Here is a 21,524-nt window from a genome sequence, read left to right on the forward strand (position 1 = left end):
GGCATGGGTGACGACGACCTCTTCGACGGGGACTCCGCAGAAGTGAGCGGCGAAGAGGCCTTCGACGACGGGGAGTTCGACGACGGGCTGCTGGAGGAGGAGCTGCGCCAGGCGGCGGCCATCCTCGACCCGGTGCCGGGCGAACTGCGGCAGATCGCCGTCGAGGCCTACGTCCTGCACGCCCTCGACGCCCGGCTGGCCGAGCTGACCTTCGACTCGCTGGTCGACGCGATCCCGGTGAGAGGCGCGGTGGACGTGCCGCGCATGCTGACCTTCCGCACGGGCGAGTTGACCGTCGACGTGGAGGTCACCGCCGAGGGTCTGATGGGCCAGGTGCTGCCTCCGCAGACGGCCGACATCGAGGTCCTCAGCGGCCCGCAGGTGCGCTCGCCGGCGACACTCACGGCCGACTCGATGGGCCGCTTCACGTCCGACGTCCCGCCGGCCGGCCCGTTCGCGCTGCGGCTGCGGACCGGCGGGGACGTGGTCGTCACGGAGTGGATGCGGGTCTGAGCGGCGGTGTGCCTGGTGGCCCGAGGTGTGGGGGCTACCAGGGCGCCGGCAGGGTCTGCGGACCGCGGATCATCGTCTTGCGGCGCCACACGACCTCGTCCGCCGGGACCGCGAGTCGCAGGCCGGGCAGCCGGTTCAGGAGCGTGTCGATCAGCAACTCGGTCTGCAGGCGGACGTCAGCGGGAGGGCACGGCGTCGACGAGGGCGGCCAAAGCCGAGGCAAGACGCCCGACGCCCTCGGCAGCGGCTTCCCCACCGGGCTCGGTCATGTACGTGTCCCGGCGGATCTCCACCATCAGGGCGCTGACCCTGGGCTCGGCCCCATAGAACTCCAGCGGCACATAGGCCCCACTGAACGGACTGTCCAGCCCCGTCTCCCCACACCCCGCGAACGCCTCCCGCGCCGCGGCCAGCAGCGCGGGCGGCGTGTGGACGGAGTCGGTGCCGAGGCACACAGGCGGCCGGGGCCCGTCGCCGTGCAGCTCGTACGGCAGTGGACGGCTGGGGTAGGAGTGGACGTCGATGACCACGGCCCGCCCGGTGGCGGCCAGCCGGTCGGCCACCGCATCCGTCATCGCACGGGCATACGGCCGAAAGTAGCGCTCGATCAACGGCTCGGGGTCGACACCGTCGAGCCGCAGCGGACCACGCTGCGTGGTCCGCGTGTACACCGCCCCCATCCCCACGGAGAGCATCTCCTCCCGCTCGTCCGGAAACCGCTCCGGATCGACGACCAGCCGCGAAAGCCGGTTGACGAACCGCCAGGGTGTGACGCCGCACAGCCCGGCCGCCTCGGCGGCGATCAGCGCGGTGTGCCCGTCGGTGATGTGATCCAACTCCCGCTCCAACGCCACGTCGTCCAGCACGATCCCGGCTCGTACCGCAGCGGGGATCTCTCGCGCCGAGTGCGGCACATGGAGAATCACCGGGGATTCTTCGGCTCCCGGCACCAGCTCGAACGATGTCACGGCAGAGGTCATACGGCGGCTCCGGGGCGTTGTCAGTGGTGTGGTGCACGATCACAGCATGACGATCAGCAATGAGCGTGTGACCGCGCACCCGTTTCTCAAGGCGCTCTACCAGGACGACTACTACCCCGACCACGTGGTGGACCGGGGAAAGGAGATCCTGCTGCGACTGTGCGAGCGGATCGAGGCGGAACGGCCCGTCGATCGGAGGTCGAGGAGCTCATCGCCACCCGGGACTGGTGAGGGGCACGGTGGACTCAGGGCCGTACCAACGGCACCGTGCGGGACAGGCCGCGGGGTGCCGACGTGGTCGTGCACTGGACCCGTACGTCCAGCAGGGAGTGGCGGCAGTCGTGGGTGGGGACCGTGTCGACGAGGAGGTGGTAGGTGACCGTCGTTCCGGAACCGAGGCGGCCGGGGCCTATGTGGAGTTCGGCGCCGTGCATGCGGGTCGGCGGGGCTTCGGCGTCGGCGGGGAGGGACTCGGTGCGCAGCAGCTCGGCGTAGGGGACGGCGAACCGGACACGGAAGGGCTCGCCGCGGTCGAAGGCGATGCTGGCTATGTCCCGTCTGCCGGGGTTCGTCAGCGCCACGGTGACCAGATGCGGGTCGGTCAGCGGAGTGCCGTTACGGCTGATCTCCAGGCTGCCGTCGATGGGGCCCCGCACCAACGGGGCATGGCTGACCGTGCAGATGAGCCGACGCCGGGGGTGTGCCGCCCGGAACGCGGCCCAGGTCGTGCCGCATCCCAGGAGGACGGCGACGGGGACCCCGACCGCGGTCCAGAAGGTCTCCGTCGCGTAGAACGGGCCGGACGCGACGGCCTGGGCGGATAAGACGTCGTACACGGGCAGCCCTCCTGGCCGGTCCGTTCAGCGGCGGTGCGGGCGGCCCTTGGAGGCCGCTCCGAGGAACGCGCGCCACATGAGTGGCGAGAAGACCAGGGCCGGCCGGTCCGTGTCCTTGGAGTCCCGGACCGCGACCACCCCCTCGACGACGGCGAGCTCGACGCACGCCCCGTTGTTGTTGCTGCGGCTGCTCCTGCGCCACACGGCGCCGTCGAGCCCGACCTGCGGCGGACGCCGGCCGTCCTGCGTGTTCATGAGTCCTGCATCTCCCTAATGAGCTGTTCCAGCAGGGCAGGCGCCTCCTGCGGATCAGGAGCCGCCGCCCGGAGTAGATCGAAGGTCTGGATGAAGGTGCGGACATCGCGCTCCTTCTCCAGGTAGACGTTGCCTGCGGCGGATTCGACGTAGACGACCGTGGGCGCGCGGGGCTCGAACTCCAGCAGGGAGAAGGGGCCCGCCATGGCCACGTGGGCGCCCTTGGCCGTCGGCATGATCTGGAGAGTGACGTTCGGCATGGTCACCGTCTCGGCGAGGTACCGCAGTTGGGCCGCCATCACGTCCTTGCCGCCGACCGGCCGGCGCAACGCGCTCTCCTCGATCACCACCCACAGCTCCAGCGGATCGGGCTGCCGGGTGAGGAGGGCAGCCTGGCGCTCCTTGCGGAAGCGCACCAACTGGTCCGTCTCATGAGGCTGGTTGAACCACGCTGTGGAGATCACCGCACGGGCGTAGTCCTCGGTCTGGAGCAGACCGGGCACCACCGTCGACTCGTACTGGCGCTGGACGCGGGCCTCGGCTTCGAGATCCGCGTAGGTGCCCATGCCGTAGGGCAGCACCTCCGCGTAGTGCGCCCACCAGCCCTGCTGCTGGGCGTCCTTGTGGATCTGCATGACGGTCTCGATGCGCAGCGGATCGGAGACCCCGTACCACTCCAGCAGATCGCGCACGTCGCGGGCCTTGATCGGGGCTTGTCCCGTCTCCACGCGGCTGATCTTCGACATGGAGCACTCCAGGTGGGTTGCGGCGTCCTCGATCCGCCTGCCCGCCTGCTCGCGCAACCGCCGCAGCTCCGCACCGAGTTGACGCCGCCGTACCGTGGGACCCCCGACCGTGGCCATCGCCTCGCCTCTCACAATCGACGTCGCGGAGTATTGCCTGACGCAAGTGTGCCGCACCCTCAGCATGCTTGTACCCGTGAGGAGTTGGTTCGAGACATTTGGCTCACGCAATTGCGTGCAGGAAGTCGCTCGGACGTCCGGACGCCGGATACACGACCGCCCCGGCCGGGAGGAACCCGGCCGGGGCGGCGTCACGTGCGGGGCCTTTGGGCCCGTGGCATCAGCTCAAGGACGCCAGCGTCTCGTTCCACGTGGCCGACGGGCGCATCACCGCGGCGGCCTTGGCCGGGTCGGGCTGGTAGTAGCCGCCGATGTCGGCCGGGCTGCCCTGGGCGGCGAGGAGCTCGTCGACGATCTTCTGCTCGTTCGCCGAGAGCGCCTCGGCGAGCGGGGCGAAGGCCTTCGCCAGGTCCGCGTCGTCGGTCTGCGCGGCCAGCTCCTGCGCCCAGTACAGGGACAGGAAGAAGTGGCTGCCGCGGTTGTCGATGCCGCCGACGCGACGGGTCGGGGACTTGTCCTCGTTGAGGAAGGTCGCCGTGGCGCGGTCGAGGGTGTCGGCGAGGACCTGGGCGCGGGCGTTGCCCGTGGTCTTGGCGTACTGCTCGAAGGACGGCACCAGGGCGAAGAACTCGCCGAGGGAGTCCCAGCGCAGGTAGTTCTCCTTGACCAACTGCTGGACGTGCTTCGGCGCGGAGCCGCCGGCGCCCGTCTCGAAGAGACCGCCGCCCGCCATCAGCGGGACGACCGACAGCATCTTGGCGCTGGTGCCCAGCTCCAGGATGGGGAAGAGGTCGGTCAGGTAGTCGCGCAGGACGTTGCCGGTGACGGAGATCGTGTCCTCGCCGCGGCGGATGCGCTCCACGGAGAGCTTGGTGGCCTCCTCCGGGGACAGGATCCGGATGTCCAGGCCCTCGGTGTCGTGCTCCGGCAGATACGCGTTGATCTTCTCGATGAGCTGCGCGTCGTGTGCGCGGGTCTCGTCCAGCCAGAACACCGCCGGGTTGCCGGTGGCGCGGGCGCGGGTGACGGCCAGCTTCACCCAGTCCTTGATCGGCGCGTCCTTGGTCTGGCAGGCGCGGAAGATGTCACCGGCGGCGACGGGCTGCTCCAGGACGACATTGCCGGCCTGGTCGACCAGCCGGACCGTGCCGGCGGACGCGACCTCGAAGGTCTTGTCGTGGCTGCCGTACTCCTCGGCCTTCTGCGCCATGAGGCCGACGTTGGGGACCGAGCCCATGGTGGAGGGGTCGTAGGCGCCGTGGGCGCGGCAGTCGTCGACGACGACCTGGTAGACGCCCGAGTAGCTGGAGTCCGGGAGGACCGCGAGGGTGTCCTGCTCCTGGCCGTCCGGGCCCCACATGTGGCCGGAGGTGCGGATCATGGCCGGCATCGAGGCGTCGACGATCACGTCGGACGGCACGTGCAGGTTGGTGATGCCCTTGTCGGAGTCGACCATGGCCAGCTCCGGGCCCTCGGCGATCTCCGCCTCGAAGGACGCCTTGATCGCGTCACCCTCGGGCAGCGCCTCCAGGCCCTTGAGGATCCCGCCGAGACCGTCGTTCGGGGACAGACCGGCCGCCGCGAGCGTCTCGCCGTACTGCTCGAACGTCTTCGGGAAGAACGCGCGGACCACGTGGCCGAAGATGATCGGGTCGGAGACCTTCATCATCGTGGCCTTCAGGTGCACCGAGAACAGCACGCCCTCGGCCTTGGCGCGGGCGATCTGCGCGGTCAGGAACTCCCGCAGCGCGGCGACGTGCAGCACGGAGGCGTCGACGACCTCGTCCTTCAGGACCGGTACGGACTCGCGCAGCACGGTGGTCGTACCGTCCTCGGCGACCAGCTCGATCCGCAGCGCGCCGGCCTCGGAGATCACCGCGGACTTCTCGGTGGAGCGGAAGTCGTTCTCGCCCATGGTCGCCACGTTCGTCTTGGACTCGGAGGTCCAGGCGCCCATGCGGTGCGGGTGGGTCTTGGCGTAGTTCTTGACCGACGCGGGGGCGCGGCGGTCGGAGTTGCCCTCACGCAGGACCGGGTTCACGGCGGAACCCTTGACCTTGTCGTAGCGGGCCTGGATGTCCCGCTCCTCGTCGGTCTTCGGGTCGTCCGGGTAGGCCGGCAGCGTGTATCCCTTGGCCTGCAGCTCGGCGACCGCGGCCTTCAGCTGCGGGATGGACGCCGAGATGTTCGGCAGCTTGACGATGTTGGCCGCGGGCGTCTTCGCCAGCTCACCGAGCTCGGCGAGGGCGTCCGGGACGCGCTGGCCCTCCTCCAGGTACTCGGGGAAGTGGGCGAGGATGCGCCCGGCCAGCGAGATGTCACGGGTCTCCACAGTGACACCCGCCTGCGAGGCGTACGCCTGGACCACCGGCAGGAAGGAATACGTCGCCAGGGCCGGGGCCTCGTCAGTGTGCGTATAGAAGATGGTCGAGTCAGTCACCGGGTGCTCCGCTCCACGTCTGCAACATTGCTCGACATCAAGATATCTCCTGATCGACCCGGGCTCGACAGGGGTCCGCGCACCGCGGCCGAGAACACCCTGTCCGAGAACCCGCGCATCTCCTGGGACAACCGAAGCGTCTGATCTTGCGGTCATGCATGTTGACCACACTTCACCCGACGGCCGGACCTGACCACCCGGCCGCCCGAGCGAAAGCGGACCATGAGATATCGCACCAGAGTGACGGCCCCGGCCGCGCTGATCGGCACGGCCGCGGCCCTGACCGTGGCATTCCCGGCACACGCGACGACCCAGGCGGACCCCACCCCCGGCGCGGAGACCCTCGGCGACGCCGTCTACCCGAGCCTCGGCAACGATGGTTACCGCGTCTCGTGCTACCACCTCGACTTCGAGTACGACGCCTCGACCACGCTCGTCGAGGCGACGGCGACCCTGACGATCACCCCCACCCAGAACCTGAGCCGCTTCTCCCTCGACGCCCTCGGCCTGGACATCCACGCGGTCGGCGTGAACGGCGCCCCGGTCGCCGCCCTGGAGCAGGTGGACGAGAAGCTGCGGATCACCCCCGCGTCGCCGCTGGCGCCGGGCACCCGGGTGACCGTCACCGTGGCCTACACGGCGGACCCCCGCGGCACCCTCGCGCACACCGCCTGGGTGCCCACACCGGACGGCTTCGCGGTGTGCCCCCAGCCGAACTCGGCGCACACCGTCTTCCCGTGCAACGACCACCCGGCGGACAAGGCGGACTTCACCTTCCGCATCACCGTCCCGGCGGGCCTGCGTGGCGTCGCGAGCGGCCGACTGGTGAAGACCCAGGACCTCGGCGACGGCCGTACCGCGTACACCTACCGGTCCCGGGAGCCGATCGCCACCGAGCTCGTCCAGATAACCGTCGGCGACTACGTGATCAAGGACCGGCCCGGCCCGAACGGGCTGTCGCTCAGGGACGTCGTACCGACCGCCCGGGCCACCGCCCTGGAGCCCGCGCTCTCCCTCACCCCGAACCTGGTGAGCTGGATCGAGCAGCGGCTCGGAGCTTACCCGTTCGAGACGTACGGCCTGCTGCCGTGCAACAACGACTCCTCGACCGCCTTCGACTTCACGGGCCTGGAGACCCAGACCCTGACCCTGTACAAGCCGAACTACCTCCTCCAGGAGGAGTCCAGGATCGGCTCGCACATGATGCACGAGCTGGTCCACTCCTACTTCGGCAACAGCGTCAGCCCCGCCTCCTGGTCCGACCTGTGGCTCAACGAGGGCCACGCCGACTTCTACGGGCTGCTGTACCGCTACGAGCGGGGCTGGGCCGACTCGCTCGGCCTCACCACGATGGAAGCCCGCATGAAGGACACGTACGCGCGCGGCGACCAGTGGCGCAGCACCTCGGGCCCGGTCGCGGCGCCGAGCGAGGTCAATCTCTTCGACAGCCAGCGCTACCTGGGCGGCGTCCTCGTCCTGTACGCGCTGCGTCAGGTGGTCGGCGAGACGGTCTTCAACGCCATCGAGCGCACCTTCCTGGAGCGGTACCGCAACGCGTCGGCGTCGACGGAGAACTACATCGCCGTCGCCTCGGAGGTCTCCGGCCAGGACCAGTCCGGGTTCCTGCGGGACTGGCTCTACGGCACGAAGACCCCGCGGATGCCCGGCCACCCGGACTGGACGGTCACGCCGGTGACCTCGGCCCTGCGGCAGCCGGAGAGCCGGACGGACGGGCACCACCACGACAACTCGGCCACCCTGTAAGGGGATCAGCCTGGGTAGGGGATCAGTCGAGCCGGGCGGTGGAGACTTCGCCCGGCTCGGCCTCGATCTCCGCGCCGCGCTGCTGCGGGATCACCACGGCACCCTGCTGGAACGCCACCGTCCGCGCGGGCGCCGGAATCCGGATGGCCTCCTCGCGATAGCGCTTGTGCAGGCGCTTGATGAACTCGTGCTTGATGCGGAACTGGTCGCTGAACTCGCCGACGCCCAGGATGACCGTGAAGCCGATGCGGGAGTCGCCGAAGGTGTGGAAGCGGACCAGCGCCTCGTGGTCGGGGACGGCGCCGGTGATCTCGGTCATCACCTCGGTGACGACCTCGCAGGTGACCCGCTCGACGTGCTCCAGGTCGCTGTCGTAGGCCACCCCGACCTGGACCAGGATCGTCAACTGCTGCTCGGGACGCATGAAGTTGGTCATGTTCGTCTTCGCGAGCTCGCCGTTGGGGACGACGATCAGGTTGTTGGAGAGCGCGCGGACCGTCGTCTGACGCCAGTTGATGTCCTCGACGTAGCCCTCCTCGCCGCTGGCCAGCTTGATGTAGTCGCCGGGCTGGACGGTCTTGGAGGCGAGGATGTGGATGCCCGCGAAGAGGTTGGCGAGGGTGTCCTGCAGGGCGAGCGCGACCGCCAGACCGCCGACACCCAGGGCGGTGAGCATCGGCGCTATGGAGACGCCCAGCGTCTGGAGCACCACCAGGAAGCCGATCGCCAGGACCACGACCCGGGTGATGTTCACGAAGATCGTGGCCGATCCGGCGACCCCGGAGCGGGACTGGGTGACCGTGCGCACCAGGCCGGCGACCAGCCGGGCCGCCGCCACCGTCACGACGAGGATGAGCAGCACGGTCAGGGACTGGTTGACGGTGCGCTGGACCGTCTTGTTGAGGGGCAGCACCCCGCCCGCGACCGCCGCGCCGCCCACGATCGCCGCCCAGGGCACCACGGTCCGGAAGGCGTCCACGATGACGTCGTCGCCGCTCCAGCGGGTGCGGTCCGCGTGCTTGCCCAGCCAGCGCAGCAGCATGCGCAGCAGGAAGGCCGCCAACAGGCCCGCGGCCAGGGCGATTCCGGCGATGACCAGATCGTGCATGGTGAGTTCGCGGTTCACCGGTCACCTCCGGGGAGAAGATCTGCGACGGTTGTCGCCGCGGAACACCGGATGTGAAGTCTCGTCAAGATGCCACCTGCTCGTCTACGGGATGTGCGGTCGCGCCGGTCTCCACGGATCTGTTACAAACCGGCGCGACCGCTCATCCTGCCGTATCCGGAACAGGAGTTCGTACCTGGTCGGGCGGCACAAGGGCGGTTCTCAGACGATGCCCTCGGCCAGTTCGGCCTGATCCCGCTCGCTGCCGTACGCGGTGGTCGTGGGCGTTCCGTACGAACGGCGGGCGACGTACCACCACACAGTGGCGAGGACCAGTACGACGGCGAGGGCGATGGACGCGTAGTTCATCGTGTCGACCGTCACCGGCGAGGACTGCGGCAGGCAGAACAGCACCGTCACACAGGCCACCCACACCACCGCGATCCAGCCGATCGGCCTGCTCCACCGGCCCAGGCTCCAGGGGCCGGGACGGAAGCGGTCGCCCGCCCGCAGGCGCAGATACACGGGGATGGCGTAGGCGGGCGTGATGCCGATGACGTTGATGGCGGTGACCGCGCCGTACGCCGTGACCGAGTACAGGGACGGCAGGGCGAGCACGCCGGCGACCACTACCGACAGCCAGACCGCGTGGACCGGTGTCTGGGTGCGGCTGCTGACCTTGCGCCACAGAGTCGAGCCCGGCAGGGCCTTGTCGCGGCTGAACGCGAACACCATGCGGCTGGCCGCGGCGACCTCGGCGTTGCCGCAGAACAGCTGGGCGACGATCACGACCAGCAGGAGCGCGCTGGCGCCGTCCGTGCCGAGGCCGTCGAGGAGGATCTGGGCCGGCGGCACGCCTGTCGGGGTGGCCCGGGTGCCCGCGTAGTCCTGGATGGCGAACGTCAGACCGGCGAGGAGCACGAACCCCGCTATCCAGGACACCCAGATGGAGCGCACGATGCCGCGCGCCGCCGACACCGAGGCGTTGGAGGTCTCCTCGGAGAGGTGGGCCGAGGCGTCATAGCCGGAGAAGGTGTACTGGGCGAGCAGCAGGCCGATCGCGGCCACGTAGACGGGATTCGACCAGCCGGTCTCGTTGACGAACTTCGTGAACACGAAGGACGCCGACTGGTGGTGGTCGGGGACGATCGTCAGGGCGCCGACGATGAGCGCGACGCCGCCCAGGTGCCACCACACGCTGACCGAGTTGAGCACGCTGACCAGCCGGACGCCGAACAGGTTCAGCGTGGCGTGCAGCACCAGGATCACCAGGAACACGAGGAACGTCTTCTCCGGCGTCGGCTCGAAGCCCCACTGGAGGTTCATGAACGCGCCGGTGAACAGGGCGGCGCCGTAGTCGATTCCGGCGATAGCGCCGAGCAGACCGAGCAGGTTGAGCCAGCCGGTGTACCAGCCCCAGCGGCGGCCGCCGAGCCGGTCCGCCATGTAGTAGAGGGCGCCGGACGTGGGATACGCGCTGGTCACCTCGGCCAGCGCGAGGCCCACGCACAGCACGAACAGACCGACGCCCGCCCAGCCCCACAGCATCACGGCGGGGCCGCCCGCGCCCATGCCGAAGCCATACAGGGTCATGCAGCCGGACAGGATCGAGATCACCGAGAAGCTGATCGCGAAGTTGCCGAAACCGCCCATGCGGCGGGCCAGCACCGGACGGTAGCCGAGTTCGCGCAGGCGTTGTTCCTCGTCGTGGGAACCGGTCGGGGGAGGGGTGCGGGACATGCGGAAACCTCCTGAAGGACTTCTGAAGGGACCTGAGGCCAGAAATGGGGGAGTTTTGCGTCAGTCGGGGCCGTGTGCGGCCGCCTGGCTGCGCGTCCGGGCCTGGAGGAAGACCTCCACGGCTCCGGCCGGGTCGGCGGTGCGGTAGGCCCAGGGCAGCGGCGTCCAGTACGGGCCGAGCGCGTCGAACACGCGGGCCGCGTCCGGGAATTGGAGGGCGCCCCAGAGGGCGTGGGCCAGATGATTGAGGTCCAGCAGGGAGCGCTCGGCGGCGTGGGTGTGCTCGAACCAGGCGCGCAGCGCGTGGCGTGCCTCGCGGGTGGCGTCCTCGGACACCCAGTTCAGGTCGAGGGCGGAGTCGCGCCCGCCCGAGCGGCGATAGCGCTCCATCCGTACGTACAGGGGCAGGACGTGCAGCGCCGAGCCCATCGGCGCGGCGTTCACCGCCCAGTGCGCGAAACCGAGCGCCTCCGCCAGCCGTCCCGAGGGGCCGCGCCCGTACAGGAACTGCAGCATACGGTGGTGGGCCTCGCGGTTGTACGGGTCGCGCTTGTCGGCCTCGGCCAGCAGCCCCCACGGCCCGGGGGGCAGCATCGGCTCGGGCGGCACGCTGCGGTGCTCGGCCCAGTGCTGCCCCTCGTCGAGCTGGGCCAGCGCCAGCAGACACACCCAGGGGACCGGGTCGTACGGCGCGACACGCGTCGCCGCCTCGCTCAACCGCCAGGCCTCGTACCACACCTGACGGGTGCGTTGATGCTGCTCGCGGTGCGCCCGCAGCGCGCGCTCCACGGCGACGCGAGCATGCATCACGGCGGCCGGGACGCTGTACGGCTCCTCCGCGAGCCAGGCCCGCACCACGTCGGTGCCGGCCGCCGCCGCGGCGAGGATCTGGGTGCGCTGCGTCCACTGCCCCCAGCCCGTCGTGTCCGACAGGAGGCCGCGCATCGACATCCAGCGCCCGGTGCGCACCTCCTGGAGCACCATGCGCAGCGCGGAGTCGTGGCCTGCGGGATCGTAGGCGGGTCGTGCTCCGTCTCTGGCCATCAGCCGCCCGCCCCGAGGATCGGGCGGGGCGGGAGGACGGCAGGGTGGAGTAACAACAGCCCTCCTACGGGCGGCAGTTGACGAGCGCGCGCGGGTCGGCCGTCACTATAGAGGCGGAGGTTCCGCATCACCTTCACTTTCTCCATCCTTTCGAACTCCGGTACCAAACACGTGAACTGACTGAGGGTCAGCGTCGCTTGACGTGGTGCGCGGCGCGGCGGCAGGCTGGCGCACTGTGTCGCCGACGGCGACGACGGGAGTGGTGCGATGACAGGTCCGGTACTCGCCGTCGACCAGGGCACGTCCGGTACCAAGGCCCTGGTGATCTGTCCCGAACGCGGCGTCATCGGCACCGGATTCGCCGCCGTCCACACCCGTAACCTGCCCGGCGGACTGGTCGAGGCCGACCCCGCCGAGCTGTACCGTTCCGTCGTCGACGCCGGTTCCCGCGCGCTGGCCGAGGCGCGCGAACCCGTCGTGGTCCTGGGCCTCGCCAACCAGGGCGAGACCGTCCTCGCCTGGGACCCCGGCACCGGCCGCCCCCTGAGCGACGCACTCGTCTGGCAGGACCGCCGAGCCGAGACCGTCTGCGCCGAACTCGCCCCGCACGCCGACGAGTTGCGCGAGCTGACCGGCCTGCCACTGGACCCGTACTTCGCCGCGCCCAAGATGGCCTGGATACGACGTCACCTCACCCCCGAGGGAGTCGTCACCACCAGCGACGCCTGGCTGGTCCACCGCCTCACCGGCGCCTACGTCACCGACGCCGCGACCGCCGGCCGCACCCAGCTCCTCGACCTCGACCACGCCACCTGGTCACCGCGCGCCCTCGACCTCTACGGCCTGTCCGCCGAACGCCTCCCGGACGTCGTCGACAACGCCACACCCGTCGGTACGACCACGGCGTTCGGCGCCGAGATCCCGCTCACCGGCCTCGCGGTCGACCAACAGGCGGCCCTGCTGGCCCAGCGCGTCACCGAACCGGGCGGCGCCAAGTGCACCTACGGCACAGGGGCGTTCCTGCTCGCCCACACCGGTGACACACCCCGGCGCGGCACCTCGGGACTGGTCAGCTGCGTCGCCTGGCGGCTCGCCGGCCGCACCAGCTACTGCCTCGACGGCCAGGTGTACACCGCCGCCTCCGCCGTCCGCTGGCTCACCGACCTCGGCGTCATCAAGGGCGCCGCCGACCTCGACCCCGTCGGCGGCGCCGTCCCCGACCGCGGAGGCGTCACCTTCGTACCGGCGCTGGCCGGACTCGCCGCCCCCTGGTGGCGCGGCGATCTGCGCGGCTCGCTCACGGGACTCGGCCTCGACACCGGCCCCGGACACCTGGTCCGCGCCCTGTGCGAGGGCCTCGCCGCCCAGGTCGTCGAACTCGCCGACGCCGCCGCGACCGACCTCGGCACCCCGATCGACGTCCTGCGCGTCGACGGCGGCCTGACCCGCTCGACCCTCCTCATGCAAACCCAGGCCGACCTGCTGCAACGTCCCGTAGAGGTGTCCGCGCTGCCGGACGCGACCGCGTTGGGCGTCGGCGCCCTGGCGCGGCTCGGCGCCCAGCCGGACTTGACGATCACCGAGGCGCTCCCGGACTGGAAGCCGGCCGCCGTCTACGAGCCCCGCATCACCCGGGACGAGGCCACCGAACGCCTCATCGCGTTCCGCCGCGAGGTCGCTGCGCTGCTTGAGCGGTCGCCTGCGTGACGGATGAGGGGCGGCTGATGTCTGCTGGTGCTGATGGGGTGTTGCCCTCGGAGACGTACGACGTGGCGATCGTCGGTGCCGGCGTCGTCGGCTGTGCGATCGCCCGCGAACTCGCCCGCCACCCCCGCCTGCGCATCGCCCTCGTCGAGGCCCAGGACGACATCGGCCAGGGCACCTCGAAGGCGAACACCGCGATCCTGCACACCGGGTTCGACGCGGTCCCCGGCTCCGAGGAGGCGCGGCTCGTCCGCGAGGGCTCGCGACAACTAGCCGCGTACGCCGCCGAGTCCGGCATCCCCGTCGAGCCGGTCGGCGCGCTCCTCGTCGCCTGGGACGAGGACCAACTCGCCGCCCTGCCCCGCCTCGCCGAGAAGGCCGAACGCAACGACTACGGCGGCACCCGCCCCCTCGGCCCCGACGAGCTCTACGCGCGCGAGCCCCACCTCGGCCCCGGCGCGCTCGGTGCCCTGCACGTGCCCGGCGAGAGCATCATCTGCCCCTGGACGACGACACTGGCGTACGCCACCCAGGCCGTCCGGCACGGAGTCGACCTGCACCTCAACTCCCGGGTGGAGACGGCGAGTCGGTGTGACGGAGTGCACGTCCTCGGCACCACCAGGGGCACCCTGCGCACCCGCCACCTCGTCAACGCCGCCGGGCTGCACGCCGACACGCTCGACCGGCTCCTCGGCCACCACGACTTCACGGTCACCCCGCGCCGCGGCCAACTCATCGTCTTCGACAAGTTCGCCCGCGACCTGGTCCGGCACATCCTGCTGCCGGTCCCCACCGCACTCGGCAAGGGCGTCCTCGTCGCCCCCACCGTGTACGGCAACGTCCTCCTCGGCCCCACCGCCGAGGACCTGGACGACAAACGGGCCACAGACTCGTCCGCCGAAGGGCTGGCGGGGCTGCGCGAGAAGGGCCGCCGCATCCTGCCCGGCCTGCTGGACGAGGAGGTCACCGCCGTCTACGCCGGGCTGCGTGCCGCCACCGACCACGAGGACTACCGCATCCGCGCCCACCCCGAGCAGACGTACGTCACCGTCGGCGGCATCCGCTCCACGGGCCTGACCGCCTCGCTCGCCATCGCCGCGCACGTGACGGAGCTGCTGGCCGACACCGGCCTTGCCCTCGGACCCGAGCGGGACCTGGAGCCGGTACGCATGCCGAACCTCGGCGAGGCCTTCCCGCGCCCGCACCAACAGCCCGAACTCATCGCCGCCGACCCCGAGTACGGCATCCTCGTCTGCCACTGCGAGCGCGTCTCCCGCGGCGAGATCCGGGACGCCCTCGCCGGCCCGATCCCGCCCCGCGGCGTGGACGGACTGCGCCGCCGCACCCGGGCGCGGGCGGGCCGGTGCCAGGGGTTCTACTGCGGGGCGGCGGTACGGGCGCTGCTGGAAGAGGCGGGGCGATGACCGTCGTACGCACGCTGCTTGAGGGGACCGGTCGATGACCGCCGTACGCCACGTCGACGTCCTCGTCGTCGGCGCCGGCCCCGCTGGGCTCGCCGCCGCCGCGCGCCTGGCCGTCGCCGGTGTGGGCCGGGTCGAGGTCCTGGACCGGGAGCAGCAGGCCGGAGGCGTCCCTCGTCACTGCCAGCACGGTGGTTTCGGTACCTGGCTGCATCCGCTGACCGGTCCCGCCTACGCCCGACTGCTCCTCGACGCCGCCGAGCGCGCCGGAGCGGTCGTACGGACGGGGGTGACCACCCTCGACTGGACGGGCCCGCTGGCGCTGGCCACCGTCGGCCCTGGCGGGCCCGAGACGATCAGCGCCCGCGCGGTCGTGCTGGCCACCGGCGCACGTGAACGCCCCCGCGCGGCACGGCTGGTGCCCGGCGCGCGCCCGGCCGGGGTGTACACCACCGGGGAACTCCAGCAGGCGGTGCATCTGTACGGGCAGCGGATCGGTACCCGGGCGGTGGTGGTCGGCGCGGAGGATGTGTCGTACGCCGCCGCCGAGACCGTACGGACCGCCGGTGCCGAGGTCGTCGCCATGGTCACGGATCTGCCCCGCGCCCAGACGGCCCGCACCACGGCGGCGGACGCCCGGCTCCGACGCCGGGTCCCGCTCCTCACCGACACCACCGTGACCGAACTCCTCGGCCACGGACGGCTGTCCGGCGTCAGCGTGCGCCACCGTGACGGCCGTACGACCATCCTCGCAGCCGACACGGTCGTGTTCACCGGCGACTTCGTGCCCGAGCACGAACTGGCCCGGCGCGGCGGACTGAACCTGGACCCCGGCACGCGCGGCCCGGCCGTCGACGGCACGCTGCACACCTCGCGCCCGGGTGTGTTCGCGGTCGGCAGTGTGCTGCACGCCGTGGAGAGCGCGGGGACGGCGGCCCGCGAGGGCGTCCACGCGGGCGGGGCGGTGGAGCGATGGCTCGCGGGAGGCGAGTGGACGGAAGGCGTCGCCCTGGTCGTGGAGCCGCCCCTGCGCTGGATCGCCCCGAACCGTGTCACCCCGGCCGACCGGCTTCCGTACGTCCTGCGCACCACGACCCGACTGAACCGCCCGGTCCTGCACGTCACCCAGAAGGGCGTCCTGCTGCACCGCGAAGCCCTGCGCATCCGTACGGCACTCCCGAACCGCACCCTGAGGCTGAGCGCCCGCTGGACGCAACGGGTCGACCCGGCGGGCGGGCCGGTGCGGGTGCGCGTGTCCTGAGCGGCCGGCGCCGTCAGATCACCTTCAGCCGCACCAGCGCACCCAGCGTCAACGCCCCCGGAAGGATCGGAATCCACACGGTGATGATGCGGTAGGCGAGGACCACGGCCGTGGCCACCGCCACCGGTCCGCCCGCCGCGACCAGTGCCACGATGAGTGCCGCCTCGACGGAGCCAAGGCCGCCGGGGGTCGGTATCAGGGCGACCGCGACGGTCGCCGCGAGGTATGCGACCACCATGTGCACCGGTGGCACCGGCAGTCCCAACGCCAGCCCCACCGCGACGAGTCCGGCCGCCTGGAGCGAGGGGAAGGCGAGCGAGCCGCCCCACAGGGCGAACGCGCGCGCGGGGCGGGTGTGGACGGAGCGGGCCTCGCCCAGTGCGGTGCGCAGGAAGTTCAGGACGAACCTGCGGAGCTTGCCCACCAGAAGCAGGACCAGCAACGCCACGCCCGCCACCGCCCCGATGCCGATCAGCAGCGGACCCAGCACGCCGTCCGGCAGGAGCGAACCGACGCGCAGCGCGTGCGGGAAGGCGATCAACAGGCCGAGGAGCAGGCCCACGCGGGCGATCGACTCCGCGAGGATGAACAGCGCGACCGCGGCCGACGAACGGGCCAGCGGGACGCCGCACACCGCCATGAACCGCAGATTGACCGCGCTGGCACCCAGGCCCGTGGGCAGCAGGTGGTTGGCCGCGCCCGCCGCGAACTGCGTGGCCAGCAGGCGTCGTACGGGCAGCCGCTCGACGAGTGCGCCCTGCCGGGCGGCGGACGCGGCGACCCAGGTCAGACAGGTCGCGGCGGCCGCGGCGACGAGCCACGGCCACTCGGCCTCCCGGAGGTGGCCGAAACCTTCCACGAGCACGGACCAGTGGCGCACCGCGATCCACAGGACGAGCGCGAGGGGAAGCAGCATCAGGATCTGCCGGATCGGGAGCCGCCTGAGGCGCGGGGGAAGCTGGGGAAGGCGTACGACCATCACATCGTGAGAGGTTTTCCACGCCAGGTCAACGGCAGGTTGCGGCTGCGCGGACACAGGCTTGCCATCAGCCCCAGGATTGCCTTCGAACGCACGAATTCCGTCCACTTCAGGACTTCCGTTGACCTCAACTTTACTTGAGGTCCTACCGTCTCCTCCATGAGCATGGAGACCACGGCCTGGACACAACTGCACAGTGTCATGACCGCACAGCAGGAGCGCCGCCCCTTCGCCCGCGCGACACTGCGCCGCATCGGCACGTTCGCCCGCCCGCACCGCCGCCGTATCGCCTGGTTCGTGGCGCTCGGGGTGATGACCGCGCTGCTCGCCGTCGCGACCCCCGTGCTCGCCGGACGCGTCGTGGACGCGATCGTGTCGGGCGGCGACGAGAGCACGGTCGTACGGCTCGCGCTGCTGATCGCCCTCATCGCGGTGGTGGAGGCGGCGCTCGGCATCCTGGGCCGGCGGCTGTCGGCCACGCTCGGCGAGGGCCTCATCCTCGATCTGCGGACGGCTGTGTTCGATCATGTGCAGCGGATGCCGGTCGCGTTCTTCACACGTACCCGTACGGGAGCGCTCGTGAGTCGTCTCAACAACGACGTCATCGGCGCCCAGCGAGCGTTCAGCAACACCCTGTCCGGAGTGGTCAGCAACCTGGTCACCCTGGTGCTCACCCTCGCCGTCATGCTGACCCTGTCCTGGCAGATCACCCTGCTCGCGCTGGCGCTGCTCCCGGTGTTCGTCGTGCCCGCGCGCCGGATGGGCAGCCGCATGGCCCGGATGCAGCGCGAGGCCGCCGAGCTCAACGCGGCGATGGGCACCCGGATGACCGAGCGCTTCTCGGCCCCCGGCGCGACCCTGGTCAAGCTCTTCGGCCGCCCGGAGGAGGAGTCGGCCGAGTTCGCGGCCCGCGCGGAGCGGGTGAAGGACATCGGCGTACGGACGGCGACGGCCCAGACGGTCTTCATGACCGCGCTGACCCTGGTGTCGGCCCTGGCGCTGGCCCTGGTCTACGGCCTCGGCGGCTGGTTCGCCCTGCGCGGCACCCTGGAGCCGGGCGCCGTCGTGGCGCTCGCGCTGCTGCTGACCCGCCTCTACGCGCCGCTCACCGCGCTCGCCGGAGCACGCGTCGAGGTGATGAGCGCCCTCGTCAGCTTCGAGCGCGTCTTCGAGATCCTCGACCTCAAGCCGCTCATCGAGGAGAAACCCGACGCCCGCGCGGTCCCGGACGGCCCCGTCGCCGTCGAGTTCGAGAACGTCCGCTTCGGTTACCCGTCCGCCGACAAGGTCTCCCTCGCCTCCCTGGAGGAGGTCGCGTCCCTCGACACCCGCGGCGGCGCCGAGGTCCTGCACGGCGTCTCCTTCCGCGCCGAACCCGGCCGGACCATCGCGCTCGTCGGCTCGTCCGGCGCCGGCAAGTCGACGATCGCGCAACTGCTGCCGCGCCTGTACGACGTCGACGAGGGCGCCGTACGCATCGGCGGCGTCGACGTCCGCGACCTGAGCGCCGACTCCCTGCGCGCCACCCTCGGCATGGTCACCCAGGACGGCCACCTCTTCCACGACTCGGTCCGGGCCAACCTGCTGCTCGCCCGCCCCACCGCCACCGCGACCGAACTGTGGGACGCCCTGCGCCGCTCCCGCCTCGACGACCTCGTACGGTCCCTGCCCGACGGCCTCGACACCGTGGTCGGCGAGCGCGGCTACCGGCTCTCCGGCGGCGAACGCCAGCGGATGACCATCGCCCGCCTGCTGCTGGCCCGCCAGCGCGTCGTCATCCTCGACGAGGCGACGGCCCACCTCGACAACACCTCCGAGGCAGCCGTCCAGGAGGCGCTCACGGAGGCGCTGGAGGGCCGTACGGCGGTCGTGATCGCCCACCGGCTGTCCACCGTGCGGGCGGCGGACCTGATCCTCGTGGTCGAGGCCGGGCACATCGTGGAACGCGGCACGCACGAGGAGCTGTTGGCGGCCGACGGGCGGTACGCGGAGCTGTACCGGACGCAGTTCGAGACGACGGAGATCCCGGCCGTGTAGGCGAACAAGGGCGAACAGCGGTGCATGATGGGCGCTGTGGACGTCGACGGCGGACAGCGAGGAATCGTGGCGGACGGCAGGACCGCGTCCCTGGTCCCGGCGGGTCGGCCGCGCGTGACCTCGCGGGACGTTCTGGAACGACTGGGCTTCGAACTCTTCGCCCGGGACGGGTTCGACCGTACGACGATCGATGACATCGCCGCTGCGGCGGGTATCGGCCGCCGCACCTTCTTCCGCTACTTCGCCTCCAAGAACGATCTCGTGTGGGGTGACTTCGAGGGTCGGCTGGCCAGGCTGGACGCCTTGCTGGCGGCCACCGACCCGGCCGCCCCGATGATGGACGCGCTGCGCGGCGCGGTCGTCGAGTTCAATCGTTTCGACCCGGCGGTGGTGCCCTGGCACCGGCAGCGCATGGCGCTGATCCTGCGCGTGCCGACCCTCCAGGCCGACTCGGCCGTGCGCTACACGTCGTGGCGGGCGCTCATCACGGGTTTCGCCGCGCGACGCACCGGCCGACCGGAGTCAGACCTGCTGCCCAAGCTGATCGGCCATGCCGCCCTGGCCGCCTGCATCGCCGCGTACGAGCACTGGCTGGCGGACGAAGAAGCAAGCCTGAGCGGCCTGTTGGATCTGGCGATGCGGCAACTCGCGGCCGGCTTCGAAGGTCCCGCCGCTCTCATGTGAACCTCAGGGAAGGTCGCGGCGCATGGCGTCGGCGATGAGCTCGCCGATGAGGACGGCGGTCGCCGCCGGGCCGCGCAACGGGGCGGACGGCAGGATGGACGTGTCCGCGACCCGGAGTCCGTCGACGCCGTGCACCCTCCCGTAGTGGTCGACGGCCGCCCGGTCGTCGTCGGCAGGGCCCAACGGGACCGTGGCGCAGGTGTGTTGGGACGTGCTGAGGTGCGAGTGGATCCACTCGTCGAGCAGCCGGTCGTCGTCCAGGATCTCCCGTCCCGGCGCCGTGAGCCCCTTCGAGACCTCGTCGAAGGCGGAAGTGGCGACCAACTCGGCGGTCGTGCGGACCACTTCGCGCATACGTCGTCTGTCCTCGGCGGTCTGGAGATAGCCGTAGGCGAGGTCAGGGGGGGTGGCCGGGTCGGCTGATCGTGTGCGCAGGCGGCCACTGAGCCGGGGTGACTGGACGGACACGAGGAACGCCAGGGGTTCGCCGGGAGCGGTCGTCGTTCCGTTGACCAAGGCGGCCATGGGGACCAGCGATTGGAGGATCTCCAGGTCGCTTTGGTCGACTCCGTGCGACGACAGGTGGAGGGCGCCGCCGAGCCAGGAGCCGGTGGGTTCGGGCAGGGGCCGCCGAGGTGTCCACTCCAACACCACCTGAGGATGGTCGCCGAACCGGGCCCCGACGGCGGGGGAGTCCACGGCGACCGGGATGCCGAGCCGCTCCAGGTCGTGGCGCGGTCCGATGCCCGACAGGTGCAGCAGCTGAGGAGAGCCGAACGCCCCCGCACACAGCACCACTTCGCCGCACCGCACGACCCCGCGGTGCCCGTCGCTCTCCACGACGACGCCGGTCGCCCGACCCCGCTCGATGACGACCCCGAGGACCGTACTGCCGCCCTCCACCGAGAGGTTGGGACGGCCGAGCGCGCCCACCAGGTAGCCGACGCCGGTGTTGACGCGCACTCCGTCCACGGCGTTGGACGGCACCGGCCCGAAGCCGGGAGCGCCCTGGGCGTTCTTGTCGGGCTCCTCGGGAAAGCCCAGTTGGCGCGCGGCCGCCCGGAACGCGGCGGCGGCAGGGTGCCGCAGATCCGTGCGCCGGACCGGGACCGGCCCGCACGCGCCGTGCAGGGCATCGGCGCCATGGTCGAGGTCGCTCTCCAGTGAACGCAGGAACGGCAGCACCCGGTCGTAGGACCAGGCGGCACCGCCCACGGCCGCCCAGCGGTCGAAGTCCTCGCGCCTGGCCCGGACGAAATACCCGCCGTTGACGGTCGTCGAGCCGCCGAGGAAGCGGCCCCGGACGACGGTGTACGGGCGCTGCGGCGTGAGGTGCACCGCGTACGGCTGGACGGCGGAACTCCCGGGCCGGGCACCGGGGACGAGCCGTGAGTCGAGTAACTCGGGTGCGAATTCCGAGCGTTGACGCGGCACGGGACCCGCCTCCAGCACCAGCACAGAGCGGCCGGGGTCCTCGCTGAGGCGTGCCGCGAGGACGGCGCCGCTGCCTCCGGCACCCACCACGACGACATCGGGGCGGCTCTCCAGCTCCATGAACGGGCGATTCAACTCGTGGAGGCGAGTGGCCGCGCGGATCGGTTCCGGTGACCGGGACTCGGGCTGGGTTTCGGCACACGGTGTCATTACCGTCGGCGCGATCGATGGGAGCGGTCCGTGGCGCACGGCCGCGGAGCCGCGGGATGCCGAGGGAGAGCCCTATGACCGAGCTCAGCACCGTCTCCTCCGAGAGGGCCACGACCGAAGAGGCCGTGACCGCCGAGCCGTTGGCTGAGGAGTCGTTGACCGAAGAGTCGTTGACCGAAGAGTCGTTGATCGAGACCGAGGACCTCATCGAGGAGATCTCCATCGACGGCATGTGCGGCGTCTACTAGGCCGCC

18 protein-coding genes and 2 pseudogenes are annotated in these 21,524 nt (G+C 71.2%); 9 read left to right on the forward strand and 11 right to left on the reverse strand.

The window, feature by feature from the left end:
* Positions 1-3 precede the first annotated feature (3 nt).
* Positions 4-513 (forward strand): hypothetical protein, encoded by a 510-nt coding sequence (locus AC5DRG_RS45780; protein ID WP_491806139.1) that lies wholly within the window; start codon positions 4-6, stop codon positions 511-513.
* 34 nt (positions 514-547) lie between these two features.
* On the opposite strand, the pseudogene AC5DRG_RS45785 reads toward AC5DRG_RS45780, so the two are convergent.
* Together AC5DRG_RS45785 and AC5DRG_RS45790 are read right to left on the reverse strand one after the other, a co-directional pair.
* Positions 548-685, reverse strand: a pseudogene (locus AC5DRG_RS45785) (cytochrome P450); the annotation flags it as partial.
* Positions 686-689: 4 nt separating this feature from the next.
* Positions 690-1,493, reverse strand: a complete 804-nt coding sequence (locus tag AC5DRG_RS45790) for an N-formylglutamate amidohydrolase (RefSeq protein ID WP_491806141.1) — start codon at positions 1,491-1,493, stop codon at positions 690-692.
* 46 nt (positions 1,494-1,539) lie between these two features.
* Between AC5DRG_RS45790 and AC5DRG_RS45795 the strand changes: the two are divergent.
* Positions 1,540-1,686: pseudogene (locus tag AC5DRG_RS45795) on the forward strand (DUF5713 family protein); the annotation flags it as partial.
* 52 nt (positions 1,687-1,738) lie between these two features.
* Here AC5DRG_RS45795 and AC5DRG_RS45800 read toward each other — a convergent pair.
* The 4 genes from AC5DRG_RS45800 to AC5DRG_RS45815 all read right to left on the reverse strand — a co-directional run bounded on the left by AC5DRG_RS45800 (position 1,739) and on the right by AC5DRG_RS45815 (position 5,887).
* Positions 1,739-2,329: a hypothetical protein gene (locus AC5DRG_RS45800; RefSeq protein WP_491806143.1), complete on the reverse strand. Its 591-nt coding sequence runs from the start codon at positions 2,327-2,329 to the stop codon at positions 1,739-1,741.
* Between the two features lie 24 nt (positions 2,330-2,353).
* A complete protein-coding gene (locus AC5DRG_RS45805) occupies positions 2,354-2,584 on the reverse strand; it encodes a DUF397 domain-containing protein (RefSeq protein WP_491806145.1) in 231 nt (76 codons plus the stop codon).
* On the reverse strand, positions 2,581-3,447 hold the full coding sequence (locus AC5DRG_RS45810; RefSeq protein ID WP_491806146.1) for a helix-turn-helix domain-containing protein: 867 nt from the start codon (positions 3,445-3,447) through the stop codon (positions 2,581-2,583). The genes AC5DRG_RS45805 and AC5DRG_RS45810 overlap by 4 nt, the downstream gene beginning before the upstream one ends.
* A 220-nt stretch (positions 3,448-3,667) precedes the next feature.
* A complete protein-coding gene (locus AC5DRG_RS45815) occupies positions 3,668-5,887 on the reverse strand; it encodes an NADP-dependent isocitrate dehydrogenase (RefSeq protein WP_491806148.1) in 2,220 nt (739 codons plus the stop codon).
* A 222-nt stretch (positions 5,888-6,109) separates the two neighbouring features.
* Here AC5DRG_RS45815 and AC5DRG_RS45820 point away from each other — a divergent pair, with 222 nt between their 5' ends.
* Positions 6,110-7,651: a M1 family metallopeptidase gene (locus AC5DRG_RS45820; RefSeq protein WP_491806150.1), complete on the forward strand. Its 1,542-nt coding sequence runs from the start codon at positions 6,110-6,112 to the stop codon at positions 7,649-7,651.
* Positions 7,652-7,673: 22 nt separating this feature from the next.
* Here AC5DRG_RS45820 and AC5DRG_RS45825 read toward each other — a convergent pair whose 3' ends face one another.
* From AC5DRG_RS45825 to AC5DRG_RS45835, 3 genes are all read right to left on the reverse strand, one after another.
* Positions 7,674-8,759 carry a mechanosensitive ion channel family protein gene (locus tag AC5DRG_RS45825; protein ID WP_491813339.1) on the reverse strand — a complete coding sequence of 362 codons (1,086 nt, stop codon included), beginning with the start codon at positions 8,757-8,759 and terminating at the stop codon, positions 7,674-7,676.
* Between the two features lie 219 nt (positions 8,760-8,978).
* Positions 8,979-10,496, reverse strand: a complete 1,518-nt coding sequence (locus tag AC5DRG_RS45830) for an amino acid permease (protein ID WP_491806152.1) — start codon at positions 10,494-10,496, stop codon at positions 8,979-8,981.
* A gap of 60 nt (positions 10,497-10,556) precedes the next feature.
* On the reverse strand, positions 10,557-11,540 hold the full coding sequence (locus AC5DRG_RS45835; RefSeq protein ID WP_491806154.1) for a hypothetical protein: 984 nt from the start codon (positions 11,538-11,540) through the stop codon (positions 10,557-10,559).
* A 267-nt stretch (positions 11,541-11,807) separates the two neighbouring features.
* Between AC5DRG_RS45835 and AC5DRG_RS45840 the strand changes: the two genes are divergently transcribed.
* From AC5DRG_RS45840 to AC5DRG_RS45850, 3 genes are read left to right on the forward strand one after another with little or no spacing between them, the layout of a single operon-like run.
* Positions 11,808-13,247 (forward strand): FGGY family carbohydrate kinase, encoded by a 1,440-nt coding sequence (locus AC5DRG_RS45840; protein ID WP_491806156.1) that lies wholly within the window; start codon positions 11,808-11,810, stop codon positions 13,245-13,247.
* A gap of 17 nt (positions 13,248-13,264) precedes the next feature.
* A complete protein-coding gene (locus AC5DRG_RS45845) occupies positions 13,265-14,668 on the forward strand; it encodes an FAD-dependent oxidoreductase (protein ID WP_491806158.1) in 1,404 nt (467 codons plus the stop codon).
* Between the two features lie 34 nt (positions 14,669-14,702).
* Positions 14,703-15,926, forward strand: a complete 1,224-nt coding sequence (locus AC5DRG_RS45850; protein ID WP_491806160.1) for an NAD(P)/FAD-dependent oxidoreductase — start codon at positions 14,703-14,705, stop codon at positions 15,924-15,926.
* Between the two features lie 13 nt (positions 15,927-15,939).
* Here AC5DRG_RS45850 and AC5DRG_RS45855 read toward each other — a convergent pair whose 3' ends face one another.
* Positions 15,940-16,842, reverse strand: a complete 903-nt coding sequence (locus AC5DRG_RS45855; protein ID WP_491806162.1) for a lysylphosphatidylglycerol synthase transmembrane domain-containing protein — start codon at positions 16,840-16,842, stop codon at positions 15,940-15,942.
* A 228-nt stretch (positions 16,843-17,070) separates the two neighbouring features.
* On the opposite strand from AC5DRG_RS45855, the gene AC5DRG_RS45860 reads away from it, so the two are divergent.
* The gene (locus tag AC5DRG_RS45860; protein WP_491813340.1) at positions 17,071-18,942 is read left to right on the forward strand and encodes an ABC transporter ATP-binding protein; all 1,872 of its coding nucleotides are present in this window, start codon (positions 17,071-17,073) and stop codon (positions 18,940-18,942) included.
* Positions 18,943-18,978: 36 nt separating this feature from the next.
* A complete protein-coding gene (mftR, locus tag AC5DRG_RS45865; protein WP_491806163.1) occupies positions 18,979-19,626 on the forward strand; it encodes a mycofactocin system transcriptional regulator MftR in 648 nt (215 codons plus the stop codon).
* A 3-nt stretch (positions 19,627-19,629) separates the two neighbouring features.
* Here mftR and mftG read toward each other — a convergent pair whose 3' ends face one another.
* Positions 19,630-21,180 carry a mycofactocin dehydrogenase MftG gene (gene mftG / locus AC5DRG_RS45870; RefSeq protein ID WP_491806165.1) on the reverse strand — a complete coding sequence of 517 codons (1,551 nt, stop codon included), beginning with the start codon at positions 21,178-21,180 and terminating at the stop codon, positions 19,630-19,632.
* Between the two features lie 164 nt (positions 21,181-21,344).
* Here mftG and mftA point away from each other — a divergent pair, with 164 nt between their 5' ends.
* The gene (gene mftA, locus AC5DRG_RS45875) at positions 21,345-21,518 is read left to right on the forward strand and encodes a mycofactocin precursor MftA (protein ID WP_491806167.1); all 174 of its coding nucleotides are present in this window, start codon (positions 21,345-21,347) and stop codon (positions 21,516-21,518) included.
* The last annotated feature ends 6 nt before the right edge of the window (positions 21,519-21,524 follow it).

It is taken from the genome of Streptomyces sp. JLBG701 (assembly GCF_058544905.1).

Excerpts from the sequence above, each read along its gene's own strand:
- AC5DRG_RS45810 (WP_491806146.1), bottom strand. The coding sequence starts at position 3,447 with ATGGCCACGGTCGGGGGTCCCACGGTACGGCGGCGTCAACTCGGTGCG.
- AC5DRG_RS45860 (WP_491813340.1), top strand. The coding sequence starts at position 17,071 with ATGGAGACCACGGCCTGGACACAACTGCACAGTGTCATGACCGCACAG.
- AC5DRG_RS45840 (WP_491806156.1), top strand. The coding sequence starts at position 11,808 with ATGACAGGTCCGGTACTCGCCGTCGACCAGGGCACGTCCGGTACCAAG.
- AC5DRG_RS45830 (WP_491806152.1), bottom strand. The coding sequence starts at position 10,496 with ATGTCCCGCACCCCTCCCCCGACCGGTTCCCACGACGAGGAACAACGC.
- AC5DRG_RS45850 (WP_491806160.1), top strand. The coding sequence starts at position 14,703 with ATGACCGCCGTACGCCACGTCGACGTCCTCGTCGTCGGCGCCGGCCCC.
- AC5DRG_RS45790 (WP_491806141.1), bottom strand. The coding sequence starts at position 1,493 with ATGACCTCTGCCGTGACATCGTTCGAGCTGGTGCCGGGAGCCGAAGAA.
- AC5DRG_RS45845 (WP_491806158.1), top strand. The coding sequence starts at position 13,265 with ATGTCTGCTGGTGCTGATGGGGTGTTGCCCTCGGAGACGTACGACGTG.
- AC5DRG_RS45780 (WP_491806139.1), top strand. The coding sequence starts at position 4 with ATGGGTGACGACGACCTCTTCGACGGGGACTCCGCAGAAGTGAGCGGC.
- AC5DRG_RS45805 (WP_491806145.1), bottom strand. The coding sequence starts at position 2,584 with ATGAACACGCAGGACGGCCGGCGTCCGCCGCAGGTCGGGCTCGACGGC.
- AC5DRG_RS45825 (WP_491813339.1), bottom strand. The coding sequence starts at position 8,759 with ATGCACGATCTGGTCATCGCCGGAATCGCCCTGGCCGCGGGCCTGTTG.
- mftA (WP_491806167.1), top strand. The coding sequence starts at position 21,345 with ATGACCGAGCTCAGCACCGTCTCCTCCGAGAGGGCCACGACCGAAGAG.
- AC5DRG_RS45820 (WP_491806150.1), top strand. The coding sequence starts at position 6,110 with ATGAGATATCGCACCAGAGTGACGGCCCCGGCCGCGCTGATCGGCACG.
- AC5DRG_RS45835 (WP_491806154.1), bottom strand. The coding sequence starts at position 11,540 with ATGGCCAGAGACGGAGCACGACCCGCCTACGATCCCGCAGGCCACGAC.
- mftG (WP_491806165.1), bottom strand. The coding sequence starts at position 21,180 with ATGGAGCTGGAGAGCCGCCCCGATGTCGTCGTGGTGGGTGCCGGAGGC.
- AC5DRG_RS45855 (WP_491806162.1), bottom strand. The coding sequence starts at position 16,842 with ATGCTGCTTCCCCTCGCGCTCGTCCTGTGGATCGCGGTGCGCCACTGG.